This is a genomic window from Nocardiopsis sp. MT53 (assembly GCF_019598965.1).
Taxonomy (GTDB): Bacteria; Actinomycetota; Actinomycetes; order Streptosporangiales; family Streptosporangiaceae; genus Nocardiopsis; species Nocardiopsis changdeensis.
Genome location: NZ_CP080599.1, coordinates 3,742,846 through 3,760,762, shown reverse-complemented (window position 1 = coordinate 3,760,762; position 17,917 = coordinate 3,742,846). Strand labels below are relative to the sequence as shown.

The following is a 17,917-nucleotide window of genomic DNA, read 5'->3' as shown; positions in this document are numbered from 1 at the left end:
ACAATAAGCGCGATCCGTAGGGTGACCTGCTCGAACCCGCTCCGTCGGCCGTAACGCCGACGGCACCGGATCCTTCCCCGGCCCGGCTCACCGCGCCCCGATCCCCGGGCGCCGCCGGCCCTCGGGAGCCGTCGCGCATCCCTCACAGGAGACGAACGTGGACAACTCACGCACCGATGCCGGTGAACTGGCCGAATACGGCTACCGGCAGGAACTTCGACGCAGCTTGTCCGTATGGGCCGTGTTCGCCATCGGGTTCGCCACCATCTCGCCCGTCGTGGGCATCTACGCCGTGGTGCAGCTCGGGTTCGTCTTCGCCGGCCCCGCCTGGATCTGGGCGGTCCTCCTCGCCTTCCTGGGGCAGCTGCTCGTCGCGGTGGTCTACGTCGAGCTGTCCTCCCAGTTCCCCGTCACCGGCGGCGTCTACCAGTGGGTGCGGCGCCTGGCCGGTCCGCGCCAGGGCTGGCTGGTGGGGTGGATCTACCTCGCCTCGGCCATCGCCTCGCTGACGACCGTGGCCTACCTGGGGGCGACGTGGCTGCACATGCTCTTCAGCGACGGGCCGCTGGAACCCCTACACCACGTGCTGCTGGGCGTGGTCTTCATCGCGGTGGCCCTGGGGATCAACCTCCTGGGCGTCAACCCGGTCAAGCACTTCCTCAACGCGGGCATCGTCGCCGAGGGCGTCGCCTCCATCGCGGTGAGCGTGTTCCTGCTCGTCTTCGCGCACAACAACGGGTTCGGCATCCTCTTCGAGACCCTGGGGGCCCAGGCCGCCTCCGGCGGATCGGTCCTCGCCGGATTCCTGACCTGCCTGGCCGTGGCCGGCTGGGCGTTCCTCGGCTTCGACGCCACCACCCAGGTCGCCGAGGAGACCGAGCAGCCCCGGCGCAACGTCCCCCGGGCCCTCATCCGCGCCTACCTGTTCGTCGCCTTCACCGTCCTGCTCACCGGCCTCGCCGTCACGCTGGCCCTGCCGAACCCGGAGGAGGCCGTCGCCGGGCGGCTCGCGGACCCGGTCTTCACCGCCGTCACCGCGGGTCTGGGCGGTTGGAGCGAGAAGCCCTTCATCGCCGTCGTCCTGCTGGCGTTCATCGCCTGCGCCATCTCCATCCAGACCTACATCGGCCGTGCCGTCTACGCGTTCGCCCGCGACCGGCAGCTGCCCTTCTCCGCCACCCTGGCCACCGTCGGCCCGCGCCAGATCCCGTGGGTGTCGCTCGTGGTCACGGCGGTCCTCGCCAGCCTCGGCCTGCTGCTCGGCCTGAACGGCAACGCGGCGGCGACCCTGATCGCCTTCGGCTCCGGCGGGTTCTACTTCGTCTTCCTCTCGGTCGCCGTCGTGGCGCTCGTCGCCCGCCTCACCGGGCGCTGGCGACCCTCCCGGGGGCGGGTGGACCTGGGCCGCGCCGGCCTGGTGATCAACGTCCTGGCCGTGGTCTGGCTGCTCTTCGAGGCGACCAACATCGCCTGGCCGCGGGTCGAGCTCGCGCCGGTCGGCGGCAGCTGGGTCCAGGTCTGGGCCGTGGTCCTCGTCTTCTCCGTGCTGCTGGCCGTCGGCCTCGTCTACGTGGCGATCGCCAAGCCCCACACCCGCCTCCCCGCGAACCAGAACCAGAACCAGGAAGAGAAGTTGGAGACGCCCTGATGTCGTCACACCCCTCCCCGGCCGTCGTCGTCGACCCCGACCGGGGGATGCACACCCGTGAGGTCGCCCTCCGGCCCGCCGGCCCCGGCGAAGTGGAGATCGAGGTGCGGGCCGCGGGCGTGTGCCACTCGGACCTGCACATCGTGAACGGGGACTGGCCCACCGACCGGCCCCTCGTCCTGGGCCACGAGGCGGCGGGCGTGGTCACCGGGACCGGAGCCGGGGTGACCGGTCTGGAACCGGGCGACCACGTCGTCCTGTCCTGGTTCGCGCCCTGCCGCCGGTGCCGCAAGTGCGCGGCCGGCAGGGCCTGGCTGTGCACGGAGACCCGTGCCGTCGAGAACACCCTGCCCGACGGGACCACGCCCTTCACCGACGCCGACGGCGACCCGGTGTGGCCCTACCTGGGCCTGGGCGCGTTCACCGGCCGCCTCACCGTTCCCGAGTCCGCGGCGGTGAAGGTGCCCCGGGAGCTCCCCTTCGAGGTGGGCGCCCTGCTGGGCTGTTCCATCACCACCGGGATCGGCGCGGTCACCAACACCGCCGAGGTGCGGCCCGGCGAGTCGGCCGTGGTCATCGGCACCGGCGGGGTCGGCCTGTCCGTGGTCATGGGGCTCGCGCTCGTCGGCGCCGATCCCATCATCGCCGTCGACCTGTCGCCCGAGCGGCGCGAGGCGGCGCTGCGGTTCGGCGCCACCCACGTCCTGGACGGGGCCGTGACCGACGTGGCCGCCTGGTGCCGAAGGGAGCTGGGGGGCGTGGACCACGCGTTCGAGGCGATCGGCAGCCCACGGGTGATCGAGACCCTGCCGGCCATGCTCACCTCGGGCGGGGCCGCCGTCCTCGTCGGGATGGCCCCCACCGGGGCGACCGGCGCGTTCGACCTGTTCGACCTCGCCGACCAGGGGAAGCGGATCCTCGGCTGCAACTACGGCTCCAGCGTCGGCCAGATCGACATCCCGAAGCTGGCGCGGCTGTACCTGGCGGGGCGGCTGCCGCTGGACGACCTCATCGGCGCCACCCGCCCCCTGTCCGAGGTCGAGGCCGCGTTCGCCGACCTCGAGGCCGGATCCGGCCTGCGCACGATCCTGCGACCGTGACCCCGTGACCCCGTGACCCGGTGGCCCGCCCCGCCCCGGGCCGCCCCGCCGTCCCGCACACGCCCACCCGCTTGGAGGACCATGTACGCCGTCACCGACCCCGCCACCGGCCGGGTCCACACCACCCGCCCGGCCGCCACGGACGCCGAGATCGAAGCGGCCCTCGCCCGTGCCCACCGGGCCGCGGAGTGGGGGCGCACCGGCGCCGCGGCCGAGCGCGCCGCGCTGCTGCGCCGCCTGGGCGACCTCCACACGGAGCACCGCGCCGCCCTGGCCGCGGGCATCGTGCGGGAGATGGGCAAGCCCCTGGCCGAGGCCGAGCAGGAGGTCGACTTCTGCGTCGAGATCTACCGCTACTACGCCGACCACGCCGAGGAGTTCCTCGCCGACGAGCCGCTCGACGTCACCTCCGGGCCCGGCGGCGCCGTGCTGCGGCGCTCCCCGCTCGGCGTCCTCCTGGGCATCATGCCGTGGAACTTCCCCGCCTACCAGGTCGCCCGGTTCGCCGCCCCGAACCTCGCGGCGGGCAACACCATCGTCCTCAAGCACGCCCCGCAGTGCCCGGACACCGCCGAACTCCTCCAGGAGCTCTTCACCCGGGCGGGCTTCCCCGAGGGGGCGTACGTCAACGTCTACGCGACCAACGAGCAGGTGGGCGCGATGATCGCCGACCCGCGCGTGCGGGGGGTCTCGCTCACCGGCTCCGAGCGAGCCGGTTCCGCCGTCGCCGAGATCGCGGGGCGGCACCTGAAGAAGGTCGTGCTCGAGCTCGGCGGCTCCGACCCCTTCATCGTGCTGTCCACCGACGACCTCGACTCGGTCGTGGACGCCGCGGTGGCGTCCCGCCTCGACAACACCGGCCAGGCGTGCAACGCGGCCAAGCGGTTCGTGGTCGTCGCGGAGCTGTACGACGCGTTCGTGGAGCGGTTCTCCGACCGGCTGCCGGCCGGGTGGTCCGGGGCACCGCTGGCCTCGGCCGCCGCCGCCCGGGCCCTGGGGAGCCAGGTCGACGCCGCCGTCGCCCAGGGGGCGCACCTGGTCAGGGCGGAGGAGCCCCACGGGGCCTACTACCCGCCGGCCCTCCTTACCGGTCTCACCACCGACCTCCCCGTGGCCCGGCAGGAGCTGTTCGGCCCCGTCGCCCTGGTGTTCCCGGCCGCGGACGAGGAGGACGCGGTACGGATCGCCAACGACACCCCGTACGGCCTGGGGTCGTACGTGTTCACCACCGACCCCGAGCAGGCGCGGCGCGTCGCCGACCGCCTCGACACCGGGATGGTCTTCATCAACGGTGTCGGTGCGGAGGGCGCCGAACTGCCCTTCGGCGGTGTCAAGCGCTCGGGTTTCGGCCGCGAGCTGGGGCGTCCCGGCATGGAGGAGTTCCTCAACAAGAAGCTCATCCGCACGGTCGCCTAGTGCGGTGAAGGTCTGCGGGGACGGGGGCGGCCGGGGCCGCCCCCGGTCCCGGGGGCGGCGCGCCAGTGGGCGCGCCGCCCGCCCGGGGTCAGACGGGCTGGCCGATCGGACGGATCGTCACCGTGTTGAGGTCGACGCCCGCCGGCTGGTCGAGCGCGAAGCCGATCGCCTCGGCCACCGGCTCCGGGCTCATGGCGGTGGGGGGAGCCTGGCCGTGCCAGAACGCGGTGTCGATCATGCCCGGGTTCACGACCGTGACCCCGACGCCGCGGGTCGTGGCGTGCAGGCGGAGGTTCTCGGCGAAGCCGACCACCGCCCACTTCGTGGCGGAGTAGAGGTTGCCCGGGCTGTTCTTGATCCCGGCCACGCTCCCGATGAGCACCAGCCGGCCGCGGGACCGCTCCAGGTGGGGCAGGGCCGCCTCCGCCAGCAGGGCCGGGCCGAGCACGTTGGCGAGCACCATCGGCGCCCACAGCTCCGGGTCGCCGCCGCCGATGACGCCGGCGCCGCCCGTCCGGAAGTGGTCCGCGGACGCGCCGCCCGCGTTCGCGACCGCTGCGTCCAGGGTCCCGAAGCGTTCTACCGTGCCGGTGACCGCCGTGTTCGTGGCCTCCCGGTCGGAGGCGTCGGCCACCAGGCCCAGGACGCGGTCCGCGTGGCCGACGTCGTCGAGGAAGGCCCTGAGCCGGCCGGGGTCGCGCCCGGTGACGGCGACCCGGTGGCCCCGGGCGAGTAGGAGCCGGGCGGTCGCGGCGCCGATGCCGCTCGTGCCGCCGGTGATGAGGACCGTCTTCCCGGCGTCCGCCGAAGCGCCGCCGGCGGGGGTGTCGGTGAGTGGAGTGTTCATGGCGTCCACTCTGCGGCGCGGCGCGGGCCCGCGACAGCTGCCCCCGAAGGTGGGGACGGTGTCCTCTGGTACCGGGGGCACCGCTCGGGGATGCTGGGCCCATGTCGAACACGAGGTACTCCGAACTCGGCGGCTTCCTGCGTTCGCGGCGCGAGCGGATCCGCCCCGAGGAGGTGGGGATCGCGCCCGGCCCGCGGCGCCGCGTCCCGGGACTGCGCCGTGACGAGGTCGCCGTCCTGGCCGGCGCCTCGGTGGAGTACTACACCGAGCTGGAGCGAGGTGCCGGATCGCAGCCCTCCGACCAGATGCTCGCCGCGCTCGCCCGCGCCCTGCGCCTCGGCCTCGACGAACGCGACCACCTGTACCGGTTGGCGGACCGCCCGGTCCCGGGCCGGGGCGGGGCGGCCTCCCATGTCTACCCCGCGATGCTCGACCTGCTGACACGGATCGACGGGACCCCGGCGATGGTGAGCACCGACCTGCACACCGTCCTGGTCCAGAACCCGCTCGCCGTCGCGCTGCTCGGCGACCTGTCCGCGCACCGCGGCCGCGCGGCGAGCTTCATCCACCGGTGGTTCACCGACCCGGCCGCGCGGCGGATCTACCCGCGGGAGGACCTCGCCCCGCAGTCGCGCTCGTTCGTGGCCGACCTGCGCGCGGCGGTCGGGCGGCGCAGCCCCGGCGACGCCGAGGCGGCCGGGCTGGTGGACGACCTGTCGGAGCGGTCGCCGGAGTTCCGGGAGCTGTGGGCCGCCCAGGACGTGGGGGTGCGCAGGGACGAGCGCAAGCGGATCGTCCACCCCGCCGTCGGCCTGCTCGACCTCGACTGCCTCAGCCTCTTCAGTGAGGACGGCCGACAGCGGTTGCTCTGGTTCGCACCGCGCGCGGGGACCGACACCGCCGAGAAGCTCGCGCTGCTGGGCGTCGTGGGCACAGAGTCGATGCGGACCGGTCCGGCCCGCTGAACCGGCCGCGGGGTGTCGGCGGGCCGGGTCCTACCGGTCGCCCGCGGGCGGGCCGGACGGGGCGGCGTCCTCCTCCCGCCTGTCGCGCCGGTACCGGCCGCGCAGCCCCACCGCGATGAGCACCAGCCCCAGCGCCGCCAGCAGGACCGCGTCGGCCCCGGAGCCGCCGATCCCGAAGATCCATTCCTGGAGTCGGTGGGCGGCCTCGTCCAGGCGGCCCGTGCCGCCGAACAGGGCCGCGGTCCCGTCGGAGACGAGGAACAGGACCCCGACCCCGATGAACAGCAGGCCCGACAGCAGCGCGGTCGTGTGGAACTCCACCGGCCCCACGCGGAAGGTCCGGCCCCGCAGCCAGCGGCGGGACCCGAGGTCGTAGCGGTCCCAGAGCAGGGCCAGCAGGAACAGCGGGGCCGCCATGCCCAGGGCGTAGGCGGCCAGCAGCAGCGCGCCGCGCACGGTGCCGCCGGTGGCGGCGACGGTGAGCACCGCGCCCAGGATGGGGCCGGAGCAGAACCCGGCGAACCCGTACACCGCGCCCAGGACGAAGACCGACGCCGTGTCCCTCCTGCCCGACAGCCGCCCCTGGATGCGCTGTGCCAGCCGGGACGAGAAGCCCAGGCCCGCGATCTGGGCGACGCCGAAGGCGATGACGAGCCACCCGGCGACGGCGATCAGGAGCTCCCTCTCGCCGTAGACCAGGCGGCCGACCAGTGCCGACCCCGCCCCCAGGGGCACCAGGGAGGTGCACAGCCCGAGGTAGAAGACGGTCGTGCGCGCCACCAGGCGGCGCGGGTCGCGGAAGGCGTAGCCGAAGAAGGAGGGCAGCAGGAGGGCGCTGCACGGGCTGAGCAGGGCGAGCACTCCCCCGGCCAGGGCGGCGGCGAACCCGATGTCGGTCACCATCCCCCTCCCCCGGCCTGGGCGGCCACGGCCTCCAGGGAGTCGTCGATGACCGTCTCGAACACCTCCAGCGGCTGGGCGCCCATGACGGCCTGTCCGTTGATGAGGAAGGCCGGGGTCGAGGTGACGCCGATCGACAGGCCCTCGGAGAAGTCGCGCCCGACCAGTTCGGCCGCCGCGGCGCCGTTGCGGTCCTCGTCGAACCGCTCGGGGTCCAGTCCCAGGTCGTCGACGATGCGGGCGACGGCCGCCTCCGGGTCGCGCCGGTCGGACCCCTCGTCGATGGCGTAGTAGGCCTCGTGGAACTCCCAGAAGGCGCCCTGGGCCGCGGCGGCGCGGGAGGCCAGGGCGACCGCCTCGGAGGTGTCGGTGATGATGGGGAAGTCGCGCCACTCGATGCGCAGGTCGCCGGAGTCGACGTAGTGCATCAGTTCGGGCTGGGTCTCCTCGACCCAGCGCCCGCAGTAGGGGCAGTGGTAGTCGGAGTAGACGACCATGACGACCGGCGCGTCGACCTCGCCCAGGGCGGTGGGGTCGTCGGGCTGCCTGCGGGCCATGGGCGCCTCGGTGCCGGCGGCGGCAGCGGAGTCGGGTGCCTCCCCGTCCGCCCCGGTGGGCTCGGACGGGGCGCCGGCCGTGTCCGGTGCCGCCGCCCGGTCCTGTTCGGTTCCGGTGTCCTGCCCGGAGCGCCCCAGGGTGATCACGGCGGCGATCAGGAGCAGAGCCGCCCCCAGGACCAGCGGCACCTTCCAGGAGGCGCCGCCGCGGCCCTCGCCGGCGCGGCCCGTGTCACCGTCCCCCGCGGAACGACCCCCGGGTCCGGTCCCCCTCTTCGGCGCATCGGGCATGCTCGGCCTTCCTTCGTCCGATGTGGTTTCTATCGACCATAGTAGACCTACTAAGGAAGATAGATCGGGTGGGGCGCGCCCCTCCGCCGGATCCGGCGCATACTGGCCGGGGGCGCCGCGACGGCCGGGGCCGGGCAGGGCACGGGAAGGGGTGGCCGCGGGCGATGGGCGGCGGGACGCTGGGACCTCTGGAGTCGGCGGTGATGGACGCCGTCTGGGAGGCGGAGGAACCGGTGACGGTGCGGGCGGTCGCCCGACACCTCGGCGGGGACGGCCCCGCCTACACCACGGTGGCCACCGTGCTCGGCAACCTGCACGCCAAGGGGTGGGTCGACCGCGAGCAGCGGGGGCTGGTCTGGTTCTACCGGCCCGTGCTGGACCGCAGCGAGCGGGCGGCGCGGGACATGCACCGGGCCCTGGCCGGCAGCGACCGGCCGGGGAGCACCCTGCTGAGGTTCGTCGACGCCATGTCCCCCGACGACGTGCGCACGCTCAGGCGCCTGGTGGAGGCGGCCGACGAGGGGGAGCCCGGAAGCTGACGCGCGGCCGCCGTGCCGGACCGCTTCCCCGGCGCGCCCGCGCCCGGCAGGGCGTCGTGGGTCCGGGGCGGTCAGCCGGCGCAGCGGCAGTGCGGGATCAGCACCGCGGCCAGGGCGGACGCGACCGTGAACACCAGGGGGAGCGTCACGAGCACGGCGGCGGCCCCGGCGCGGAGCCGCCCCCTCCAGATCCGGCACCCGGTGGGGCGCTGGACCTGGCGGCGGACGCGCTCGACCGGGCACGCGCCCGCGATGGACAGCGTCCGCGCGGCGCCGGTCGGCCCGCCCGGCCCGGCCTGCCCGGTCCGCGCGAGGGATCCCAGCGCGTGGACCAGGGGGCGCATCCCCACGGTGCGCACGGCGCGGTCGTCGGCGGCCCACTCCACGAGTTCGGGGACGTCGCGCGCCGCGGCGCGGAACAGCGGGACCCCGGGGAACGCGCGGTCCAGGAGCCGGACCCAGCCGACCAGCAGGTGGTGCCGGCCGCGCAGGTGGGCCCGCTCGTGGGCCAGGACCGCGCGGGCCTGCGCCGCGGTGAGCACCTCCAGCGCCCCGCTGGTGATGACGACGCCGCCCCGGGTCCCGGGGACGCAGTAGGCGCCCGGTTCGGCGGCGTCGAGCAGCCACACGGGGTGGCCGTACAGGCGGCGGCGCCGCGCCGCCGCGAGCAGGTCCCGGTGGTGGGCCCGGCGCCAGGACAGCCCCGCGCGCCCCTGGCGGGCGGCGGTCCACAGCAGCCGCGCGAGGGCGGCCAGCACCAGGACGGCCCCGGCACCGATCCCCCATCCGGCGTGGTTGCGCTCCAGTGCCTGGAGGACGCTCACACACGCGGCGATGACGCCCTTGACCGCCGGCCCCAGCAGCTCCGCGGCGAGCACCCCGAGCAGGGCGGCGCAGGAGAGCACCCAGGCCGCGGTGGCCGCGGTCCACAGCGCCAGCATGGCGCGCGGTCCCGGGCCGCAGTCGCGGGCGGTGCGGCGCAGTACCGCGGGTCCGCGCACACCGACCGCTGCCACGGCGCACAGGGCGGCGAAGGACCAGGTCACCGCCCCTCCTCGTCGGGCAGGTCGGCGAGCAGGGCCCGCAGGGCCCGCACCTCCTCGGGCCGCATGGCGTCCACGAAGCGCAGCAGCGTCGCCTCGGAGTCGCGGCTGCCGGCCAGCGCCTCGTGCATCACCTCGGCCGCGTGCGTCGACCGGTCGCGCCGGGGGCGGTAGAACCACAGGCGACCGGTCCGCTCGCGGTCGACCCAGCCCTTGCGGCGCAGGTTCTCCAGGACGGTGGAGGCGGTGGTGTAGGCGACCTCGTGGTCGGTGAGCCCCTCCAGGACGCCGCGTACGGGCAGGGGCCCGGGCGCGCGCCAGAGCACCTCCATGACCGCGGCCTCCAGCGGTCCCAGCCCAGCGATCATGGCATCCGCATCCCACCGGTCGACATCGGAATCCCCCTCAGCATAGTGATCACGCGCCCCCCTGCCCGCGGCCTGCGCCCGGTGACGGGAACAGGGCGTAGGCGCCGCCTCCGCCGGGCACCGGCATCGCGGCCGACCCTCCAGCCGTCCCGGCCACGGGCGCCTCCCACGCACCGCTGTCCAGGAGCGCGCCGTCGGCCATGGAGCGGACGCGGTTCTCCCCGCCGGCCTCGGTGTACAGGTAGCCGGAGACGATGCGTACGGGCCGCTCCCCCGCCTCCGCCTCCACCGTCCAGCCGCCGGTTCCGGGGGCGCCGTCCCAGCCCGTGATCACGGGTGCGCCGGACCTGGCCGAGGTGCCCGCGACCGCGGCGCGCCCGTGCTCGTCGCCGACCGGTACGGGCTCGGACCGCGAGGAGAACTCCGCCAGCGTCCGGCCGTCCTCCAGGCCGTGGACGGTGTAGGCCGCGGCCTCCCCCCGCTCCCAGGCCATCACGGCCACCGGCGCGGAGTCGCTCACGGGGCGGGGGCCGTAGGACACGACGGCCTCCCCCGCAGCCCCTTCCAGTGCGGCGGGGACCTCCAGACCGGTGTGGTCCCAGAGTTCCCGTCCGGAGCCGGCGTCGACCGCGCGCAGCGCTCCGTCGCGGTGGAGGAGCACGGTGCCCTGGTACTCGTGCAGGACCGCGTCCCCCTGCCGTTCGTCGGCCGCGACGTGCCCGGTGTCCGCGGCCAGGGCCACCGCGGGCCCGGTCTCGGCGCTCATGACGGTGTGCGCGACCTGCGCGAACACCAGACCCGGCCCCACCCAGGTGCCGGGCACCTCCACGGGCCCCCACACCTTGCGCCCGGTCCCGGGGTCGAGGGCGGCCACCGTGGTCCGGGTCGCGAGCAGCCCGCGCTCGGGTGCCGCGTCGCTGTCGAGCAGCACCACCAGGTCGTCGCCGCCGCCCGTGCGGGTGAGGGCGAACCCGGTGCAGCTCGGGTTGCGCTCGGTGGACCAGCGGGTGCGGCCCCGGTCGTCCATGCCGACGAAGTGCAGTTCTCCCCCGCCCTCCGGGGACACGGGGCCGACGAACCCGGTGTCGGAGCCCTTGGGCTCGGAGGAGTAGGGCGTGGCCCATCCGGCCGAACCGTCCACGGGTCCGGGGAACCGGCCCGGCTCCACCTCCGGGGCGGGGGTCGGTTCCCCGTCCAGGGGCAGGGCGTCGACCGGGTCGGCGGGTCCGGGCCTGCCGCAGGCGGTGGCGGCCAGGAGCAGGCACAGCGCCGCGGCGGGGAGCCGGCGCCGGGCGCGTGCGGCACGGCGGGGCGGGGACGGGCGGCGGAACCGCTCCGGCATGGGTACCACCTCACGTCGTCGCGCGGGCGCCGTCCTTCCGCACGGGGCGGGAAGGGGCGGTGTCCGGCCGGGCGGGGCGGCCGGGGGTGCCGCGGCGGCTCGGCGCCCGCTCTGTTCTCTATCGGCAATAGAAGATATTCTATGTCGGATAGAGAGAAACGCGCCGCGGGTGGCGGAGAACCGCCGACCGCCGCACGGGTCCGGGAACGGCACCCAGCGGCCCGCCCCGGCTCCACCGGGTCCCGGTGTGCCCCGGTGCGGTCAGTCCGAGGACACGGGCAGGGGGGCGCCGTGGAGTCCGGCCGCCGTGCGGACCAGCGCGGCGACCGCCCGGGACCGGCTGTGGGGCGGCCAGGCGATCACCGTGGTGACCTCCGGGGCGTCGACGACGGGCACCGCGACGTGTTCGGGCCACTGCCAGGCGCGGCTGGAGGCGGGGATGACGAGCAGCGTCCTGCCGAGCGCCACGAGCTGGGCGAGCTGCGCCTGGGTGCCCACCTTCGGCCCGGGCCCGTCCGGGTAGGACCCGTCGAGCCGCGGCCACCGGGCGATCGGCAGCCCCGGGACGTCCTGCACCTGGGCCAGCGTGAGCCGTTCGTGCGACGCCAGCGGGTGGTCCGCGGGCAGGATCGCGACCTGGCCCTCGGTGTGGAGGTCCTCGGTGTCGAACCCGGCGAGGTCGTCGAACGGACGGTGCATGAGCGCCACGTCGGCGCGTCCGCTGCGCAGCAGGCCCGCCTGTTCACCGACCTCGCACAGCAGGACGTCGACCGGCGCGGCGCCGGGCTCCCCGGCCGCCCGGTCGAGGAGGCTCCGCAGCAGTTCGTGGGAGGCGCCGGCCTTGGTCGCGAGCACCAGCGGCCGCTTCGGATCCCCGGCGCGCCGTGTCCGGTGGACGGCGGCCTCGACCGCGTCGAGGGCCGACCGGGCCTCCCGGAGCAGCACCGCGCCCGCGGGGGTGAGATCCACGCGGCGCCGGTCCCGGTCGAGGAGCCGGACGCCGAGCCGGTGTTCGAGCCGGCGGATCGCACGGGACAGCGGGGGCTGTGCGATCCCGAGCCGCTCGGCGGCGCGCCCGAAATGCAGCTCTTCGGCGACGGCGACGAAGTACCGCAGCTCGCGGGTCTCGAGATGGTCCACGCCGGCAGACTACCGGCCGATACCCGGCGGGTATCACAGTGGACCCACTCGGTCTTGGACGCCGGGCTCGCGGCCCCCCGAGGATGGGACCCGTGAACGACACGAAGACCGCGCTGGTCACCGGCGCGAACAAGGGAATCGGCCTCGCCATCGCACGGGGCCTCGGACAGGTCGGGTTCCGGGTCGCGGTGGGGGCGCGCGACGACGGGCGGCGCGGGGCGGCGGTGGAGCGGCTGCGCTCCGAGGGCGTCGACGCGTTCGGGGTCGCGCTGGACGTCACCTCCGACGAGGGCGTCGCCGCGGCGGCGGAGGCCGTCGAAGAGGAGGCGGGGCGCCTGGACGTACTCGTCAACAACGCGGGCATCGCCGGCCGCTCCGACGGCGGCGGGCAGGACCCGACGACGCTGGACCTGGACGTCGTGCGCACCGTGCTGGAGACCAACGTGTTCGGGGTGGTCCGGGTCACCAACGCGATGCTGCCGCTGCTGCGCCGCTCGGACGCGCCGCGGATCGTCAACATGTCGAGCAACATGGGGTCGCTGGCCCTGCGAACGGGGCCGGTGCTGGCGGCGTACGCGCCGTCCAAGACCATGCTCAACGCCGTCACGGTCCAGTACGCCCGCCGGTTCGCCGACACCGGCATCATCGTCAACGCGGCCTGCCCCGGATACGTGGCCACGGACTTCACGGGGTTCAACGGCTCGCGGACCCCCGAGCAGGGGGCCGCGATCGCGGTCCGGCTCGCGACCCTGCCCGACGACGGGCCGCGCGGCGGGTTCTTCGACGAGGCGGGGGCCGTCCCCTGGTGAGGGCGGGAGCTCCCGGCGCGGGGGCGCGGTGTTCGCGAATGGTCGTTCTGCACTCCTTGTGAGGACGGGGCGCTACGCATAGCATCGCCCCGACCCCACCGGGTCACCGATCAGTTCAGCACCCTCACCCCCGGGAGCCCCCGCATGCTGAGACGTATCCTCACGCCCCTGCTCATCACCCTGAGTGCTCTGGCGATGACGCTGGTGGGCGTCGCGCCCGCCGGCGCCGCGCCCGTCCACGCCCCGACCGCGGAGCAGGTCCGGCCCGCGGCCCAGACCGTCCTGTACTACGACTCCAGCCAGGCCGCGGAGTACACCTCCGCCGTCGCGGCGGCCGTGAACGTGTGGAACTCCAGCGTCGGCAACGTCCGCCTGGAGCCGGCCCCCGCCGGACGGCGCGCCGAGATCCGCGTCATCGCCGACGACGGCTGGCCCCGGGCCCACCTGGGCCCGGTGCGGCCCGGCGGGCAGGTCACCGTCTGGATGGGCCGCCAGGGCACCGCGCAGGGCTACGACGCGGTGCGCATCGCCGCCCACGAGCTCGGCCACAGCCTGGGGCTGCCCGACGCCAAGCCCGGTCCGTGCTCGTCGCTGATGTCGGGCTCCACCGGTGGCGTGAGCTGCACCAACCCCAACCCGAACGCCTCCGAGCGGTCCCGGGTCGAGGCCAACTACGGCGGCGGCGCGGCCGGTCAGAGCGCGCCCGACGGTCAGATCGTGGTCGACCGCGGCTGAGCGGTCGCGGACCGCGGAGCCGACGGCCCGCGGCGCCGGCCCGCCTCGGCGGGTCGGCGCCGCGGGCGCCGGTGCGCGGGGGCGCGGCACGGCGGGCACGCCGTGGTCGACCGGCCCCTCCCCGGGCCGCCGTCCGGGGCCGACCCCCGCCCCCGCCCCGGTCCGCCGCAGGGGGCACCTCCTAGACTGCGGCGATGCGCACCGTGTTCGTGTTCCCCGGCACCGGACGTGAGGAGACCGCCGCCCTGCTCGACCGGCACCTGCCCCGGTCCGGCGGCACGTGGGTCGTGCCGGACGTCCTCTACGCCCACATCGACGACGAGCCGGCCGGCCTGCTGTTCGGCGACTGGGAGCCGGAGGAGGTGGCGCGGATCGACGCCGCGCTCGGCCGCCATCCCGACTGGGCGCTCCAGGTGGACGTCTCCAGGCGCGTCGAGGGCCCGGCCGAACTCCTCCCCCTGCTCGCGCTGCTGCTCGAACACGACGGTGTCGCCGCCGACGACCACTCCCCGCACGCGTGGACGCTGCGGGAGATCGAGGCCGGGACCGTCGTCGACGGCCTGCGCTTCCTCGGCTCCCGCGCCGGGGAGGACTCCTCCGACGAAGGGCCGAGATGACGGACGCGCACACCACGGGGTACACGGCGGTGGACCACGGACGAGTCCGAGTGCTCGTCGGCGCCGAACGCGGCGCCTACCCCTACGCGAACTCGCTGCTGGTGCGCGGCACGGAGTCGACGGTGCTCATCGACCCGTCGCTCTCCCTGGTCGGCTCCCCGCCGCCCGCGGACCTGGTCCTGGTGAGCCACGCGCACGAGGACCACATGGCGGGCCTGGCGGACCACAGCGCCCTGGTCGGCGTCCACGAACACGACCTCGAAGGGGTGCGTTCCCCCGAGAAGCTGATCGCCGGGCTGGGCCTGGGTCCCGAGGCGGCGGCCGCCGTCGAGAAGGACTACCGGGAACGGTTCCACGTGCGCGAGCGCCCCGATGCGACCGGGTTCGGGGACGGCACCGTGTTCGACCTGGGCGGATGCACCGTGACGGCCGTGCACCTGCCCGGCCACACCGCGGGCCACTGCGGTTTCCTGGTCGAGCCGGACGGGTTCCTGTTCGTGGCGGACATCGACCTGAGCTCGTTCGGCCCCTTCTACGGGGACGCCGGCAGCAGCCTGACGGACTTCGAGGCGTCGATGCGCCGCTGCCGGGAGATCGAGGCGCGGTGGTACGGCACCGGGCACCACAAGGGCGTGGTCGAGGGCGCCGGGGAGTTCCGGCGCAGGCTCGACGCCTACGCCGGGGTGGTGGACCGGCGCAGTGCCGCTCTGCTGGACCTCCTCGCCGTGCCCCGGACCCTGGAGGACATCGTCGCGCACCGGCTGGTCTACCGCCCGCACGTCGAGGGGCCGCACGTGGACCCGGTGGAGCGCCGGACCGCGGTGCAGCACCTGGAGGTGCTGGCGGCGCAGGGGCGGGTCGCCGAGGTGGAGCCGGGGCTGTTCCGGGCCGTCGGCGACGGCAGGGCGGCGCCCCCACCTGCGGCGGGTCCGGCGTCCGGGGGGTGACGGCGCCCCGCCGGAAGGCCGTTTTACCGTGAGGGCATGACGAAATACGCGCGGATGTACCGTCTCGGCTTCACCCCGTGGGAACGTTACGGCGCCGCCGGCGGGGCGCAGCTCGGCGGCCTGATCGACCGGGAGACGCGGGAGCGGCCGGGCGGGCCCGGGCGGGCCCTGGACCTGGGCTGCGGGCGCGGCCAGTTCACCCCCGAACTGGCCCGGCGCGGCTGGGAGGCGGTGGGGGTCGACCTCGTGCCGGCCGCGATCGAGGCCGCCCGGAGCAGGGGCCCGGCGGAGGTCTCCTACGTTGTGGGGGACGTGACCGACCTGCCGTCGGCCGGTCTGGGGGTGTTCGACCTGTTCCTCGACATCGGCTGCTTCCAGGGGCTGACCCCGGAGCAGCGGGCCGCCGAGGGGCGGGGTGTGACGGCGCTGGCCGCCCCCGGCGCCACCCTGCTGATGCTCGCCTTCGGGCCGTCCCGCTACCGGCGCCTGGTCGAGGGCGTCTCTCGGGCCGAGGTCGAGGCCGCGTTCCCCGGCTGGGAGCTCCTCTCGGCCGAGGACGCCGATCCCGCGGGCCTGGGGTGGCCGATGAACCGGACCTCGCCGCAGTGGTACCGGTTCCGCCGCGCCGCCGACTGACCGGGAGCGGTGCGCCGGCGCACCGCGGCGTCCCCCGGCCCGGTCCGCCCCCGCAGGCGCGGGGCGGGGCCGGATGCCCGCAGAGCCTGGGGGGCCGCCGATCCGGCCGGGCCGGGGACGCCCTCCCCGGCCCGGCCGTGGCGGTGCGCTTCAGGAGCGGCGGGCGGGCAGGCGCAGACCGTGGCCGAACCGGAAGAGCGGGTCGGCCGTGTCGAAGGGCACGTCCTCGCGCGCCGCGGCGACGGCCGCGTCGGAGCGGGGCAGGTCGAAGGGCAGCCGCCCGGAGACCTCGGCCCTGCCGGACACGGCGTCGAGCAGGACGTCGTCGTCGACGCCGAACGTGCCCACCAGGGTCACCCCGGGCAGCTCGGCGAAGGGGGTCAGCACGGCGGCGCGCTCCAGGAACACGTCGACGACCACGGGGACGGCCGCCGCCAGGCGCTCCACGCGCCGGACGGTCTCCTCCGGGAACTCCAGGGTCCCCGAGTGGAAGGCGGCCTCCAGGCTCCCCTCCGGGGCGGGGTCGAAGGGGGCGGCCAGCCGCAGGACGGCGAGGTCGGCCTCCTCCGCCCTCTCCACCGGCCGCGCGTACCGGGCCAGGACCCCGGGGTCCACCCCCTCGGCGTAGACGCGCACGTCCGGTCCCAGCCGGACGGCTCCGCCGGACAGGACGACGACGGACGCCGCCTGCGCCCGGCGGGCCAGCGCGAGGCCGGCCGTGGTGGCGACGCGTTCGCGGACCCGCTCCGGCGCGACCGTCCCCGCCGCCGGGTCGTCGAGCAGTCCCAGGCGCTCCTTGTCCCGGAGCACGCGCCGGACGGAGGCGTCCAACCGCTCCTCGGTGACCAGGCCGCGGTCCAGGGCCTCCAGGACGAGCGCCGGGTCGTCCTCTCCGCCGAGCTGGTCGACCCCCGCCTCGAACAGGCGGGCGACGCGTTCGACGGGGGTCAGGTCCAGCAGCCCCCAGGCGCGCACGGGGAGTTCGATCCCCAGGCGGGGCAGGCGCATCCCCGTCACGACGTTGAAGTCCGTGACCACCGTGCCGTCGAAGCCCAGCCGATCGCGCAGCAGGCCGGTGATGACCGTGCGCTGGAAGGCGAAGCCGACCTCGTCGTGGTCCAGTCCCAGCGGGGCGGCATAGCCGGGCATCACCATGGCGACGCCCTCGCCGATCGCGGCGGCGAACGGCAGCAGGTGGTCCTCGAAGCGGCCGCCGGGGTACACCGTGTGGGCCCCGCGCTCGAAGTGGGCGTCCTCGCCGCCGCGCTGCGGGCCCCCGCCGGGGAAGTGCTTGGCGGTGGCCAGCACGCGTTCGTGCGCGCCGCCGTGCTGGAGGCCGCGGACGAAGGCGCGGGTCATCGCGGCCGCGTGCCCGGGGTCCTCGCCGAAGGTCCCGGCCACGCGCGCCCAGCGGGGCTCGGTGGCCAGGTCGGCCATGGGGTGCACGGCGATGTGGACGCCGACCGCGCGCAGCTCGGCCGCCATCATCCGGGCGACCTCCTCGACCAGCGCGGGGTCGTGGGTGGCCGCCAGGCCGAGGGGTTCGGTCAGGGTGCTGAAGCCGCCGCCGCTCTGGCTCACCTGGGCGTTGCGGCCGCGGCCGTGGGTGGGGTCCGACCCGACCGTGAGCGGCACGCCCGGGCCCGAACGGGCGGCGATGGCCCGGACCGCCGTGCCCCAGCGCGCCAGCTCCTCCGCGCCGGGGGAGTTCATCAGGCAGAAGGACCGGACATGGCGGTCCAGAAGCAGTTCGGTGGTGGGGGTGAAGCCGAACGGCGACTCGTCGTCCGTGCCCTCCCAGGGCGTTCCGTCCGGGTTGACGGTCACCCGGGCGACCAGGAGCGCCCCCGCCTTCTCCTGGGGGGTCATCCTGGAGAGGAGGGACTCCACCGCAGGTGAGGCGGTGTGCGGGGCGGTCGGCGAGGGTCCGGTGGAAGGGGTTCCGATGGTGGGCATGCGCTCACCCTAGCGGGATCCGACCCCCTGGACCTAGTATTCACTAGGTATTACCTAGTAG

Annotated in this window: 18 protein-coding genes; 10 read left to right on the top strand and 8 right to left on the bottom strand. The window is 75.4% G+C overall.

Annotated elements, in window-relative coordinates; genetic code table 11:
• The first annotated feature begins 157 nt into the window (after positions 1-157).
• From K1J57_RS16800 to K1J57_RS16790, 3 genes are all read left to right on the top strand, one after another.
• The gene (locus K1J57_RS16800) at positions 158-1,648 is read left to right on the top strand and encodes an APC family permease (protein ID WP_220559512.1); all 1,491 of its coding nucleotides are present in this window, start codon (positions 158-160) and stop codon (positions 1,646-1,648) included.
• On the top strand, positions 1,648-2,748 hold the full coding sequence (locus tag K1J57_RS16795) for an alcohol dehydrogenase catalytic domain-containing protein (protein WP_220559511.1): 1,101 nt from the start codon (positions 1,648-1,650) through the stop codon (positions 2,746-2,748). Before K1J57_RS16800 ends, K1J57_RS16795 begins: the two co-directional genes overlap by 1 nt.
• 81 nt (positions 2,749-2,829) lie before the next feature.
• Positions 2,830-4,164, top strand: a complete 1,335-nt coding sequence (locus tag K1J57_RS16790; protein ID WP_220559509.1) for an aldehyde dehydrogenase family protein — start codon at positions 2,830-2,832, stop codon at positions 4,162-4,164.
• An 88-nt stretch (positions 4,165-4,252) separates the two neighbouring features.
• On the opposite strand, the gene K1J57_RS16785 is transcribed toward K1J57_RS16790, so the two are convergent.
• Positions 4,253-5,011: an SDR family oxidoreductase gene (locus K1J57_RS16785; protein WP_220559508.1), complete on the bottom strand. Its 759-nt coding sequence runs from the start codon at positions 5,009-5,011 to the stop codon at positions 4,253-4,255.
• A 101-nt stretch (positions 5,012-5,112) separates the two neighbouring features.
• On the opposite strand from K1J57_RS16785, the gene K1J57_RS16780 reads away from it, so the two are divergent.
• A complete protein-coding gene (locus K1J57_RS16780) occupies positions 5,113-5,976 on the top strand; it encodes a helix-turn-helix domain-containing protein (protein ID WP_220559507.1) in 864 nt (287 codons plus the stop codon).
• 30 nt (positions 5,977-6,006) lie between these two features.
• On the opposite strand, the gene K1J57_RS16775 is transcribed toward K1J57_RS16780, so the two are convergent.
• Both K1J57_RS16775 and K1J57_RS16770 read right to left on the bottom strand, forming a co-directional pair.
• Entirely contained in the window at positions 6,007-6,879 is an 873-nt protein-coding gene (locus K1J57_RS16775; protein ID WP_220559506.1) for a cytochrome c biogenesis CcdA family protein, read from the bottom strand.
• Complete coding sequence (locus K1J57_RS16770) at positions 6,873-7,724, bottom strand: DsbA family protein (RefSeq protein ID WP_220559505.1); 852 nt, start codon at positions 7,722-7,724, stop codon at positions 6,873-6,875. Before K1J57_RS16770 ends, K1J57_RS16775 begins: the two co-directional genes overlap by 7 nt.
• Positions 7,725-7,888: 164 nt before the next feature.
• On the opposite strand from K1J57_RS16770, the gene K1J57_RS16765 reads away from it, so the two are divergent.
• On the top strand, positions 7,889-8,263 hold the full coding sequence (locus K1J57_RS16765) for a BlaI/MecI/CopY family transcriptional regulator (protein ID WP_220559503.1): 375 nt from the start codon (positions 7,889-7,891) through the stop codon (positions 8,261-8,263).
• Between the two features lie 71 nt (positions 8,264-8,334).
• Here the strand turns inward: K1J57_RS16765 and K1J57_RS33990 are convergent, their stop codons facing one another.
• The 4 genes from K1J57_RS33990 to K1J57_RS16745 form a co-directional block, all read right to left on the bottom strand.
• A complete protein-coding gene (locus tag K1J57_RS33990; RefSeq protein ID WP_220559502.1) occupies positions 8,335-9,309 on the bottom strand; it encodes a M56 family metallopeptidase in 975 nt (324 codons plus the stop codon).
• Positions 9,306-9,674: a BlaI/MecI/CopY family transcriptional regulator gene (locus K1J57_RS16755; RefSeq protein WP_220559501.1), complete on the bottom strand. Its 369-nt coding sequence runs from the start codon at positions 9,672-9,674 to the stop codon at positions 9,306-9,308. The genes K1J57_RS33990 and K1J57_RS16755 overlap by 4 nt, the downstream gene beginning before the upstream one ends.
• 49 nt (positions 9,675-9,723) lie before the next feature.
• On the bottom strand, positions 9,724-11,016 hold the full coding sequence (locus tag K1J57_RS16750) for a PQQ-like beta-propeller repeat protein (RefSeq protein WP_220559500.1): 1,293 nt from the start codon (positions 11,014-11,016) through the stop codon (positions 9,724-9,726).
• Between the two features lie 261 nt (positions 11,017-11,277).
• Positions 11,278-12,156 (bottom strand): LysR family transcriptional regulator, encoded by an 879-nt coding sequence (locus K1J57_RS16745; protein ID WP_220559499.1) that lies wholly within the window; start codon positions 12,154-12,156, stop codon positions 11,278-11,280.
• Between the two features lie 83 nt (positions 12,157-12,239).
• Between K1J57_RS16745 and K1J57_RS16740 the strand changes: the two genes are divergently transcribed.
• From K1J57_RS16740 to K1J57_RS16720, 5 genes are all read left to right on the top strand, one after another.
• Complete coding sequence (locus K1J57_RS16740) at positions 12,240-12,965, top strand: SDR family oxidoreductase (RefSeq protein ID WP_220559498.1); 726 nt, start codon at positions 12,240-12,242, stop codon at positions 12,963-12,965.
• Between the two features lie 144 nt (positions 12,966-13,109).
• Complete coding sequence (locus K1J57_RS16735; RefSeq protein ID WP_220559497.1) at positions 13,110-13,700, top strand: snapalysin family zinc-dependent metalloprotease; 591 nt, start codon at positions 13,110-13,112, stop codon at positions 13,698-13,700.
• Positions 13,701-13,894: 194 nt separating this feature from the next.
• Positions 13,895-14,317 (top strand): hypothetical protein, encoded by a 423-nt coding sequence (locus K1J57_RS16730; protein ID WP_220559496.1) that lies wholly within the window; start codon positions 13,895-13,897, stop codon positions 14,315-14,317.
• Entirely contained in the window at positions 14,314-15,264 is a 951-nt protein-coding gene (locus K1J57_RS16725; RefSeq protein WP_220559495.1) for an MBL fold metallo-hydrolase, read from the top strand. The genes K1J57_RS16730 and K1J57_RS16725 overlap by 4 nt, the downstream gene beginning before the upstream one ends.
• A 36-nt stretch (positions 15,265-15,300) precedes the next feature.
• A complete protein-coding gene (locus tag K1J57_RS16720; RefSeq protein ID WP_255646372.1) occupies positions 15,301-15,900 on the top strand; it encodes a bifunctional 2-polyprenyl-6-hydroxyphenol methylase/3-demethylubiquinol 3-O-methyltransferase UbiG in 600 nt (199 codons plus the stop codon).
• 150 nt (positions 15,901-16,050) lie between these two features.
• Here K1J57_RS16720 and K1J57_RS16715 read toward each other — a convergent pair whose 3' ends face one another.
• On the bottom strand, positions 16,051-17,856 hold the full coding sequence (locus tag K1J57_RS16715) for a glycoside hydrolase family 3 protein (RefSeq protein ID WP_220559494.1): 1,806 nt from the start codon (positions 17,854-17,856) through the stop codon (positions 16,051-16,053).
• Positions 17,857-17,917: the final 61 nt, after the last annotated feature.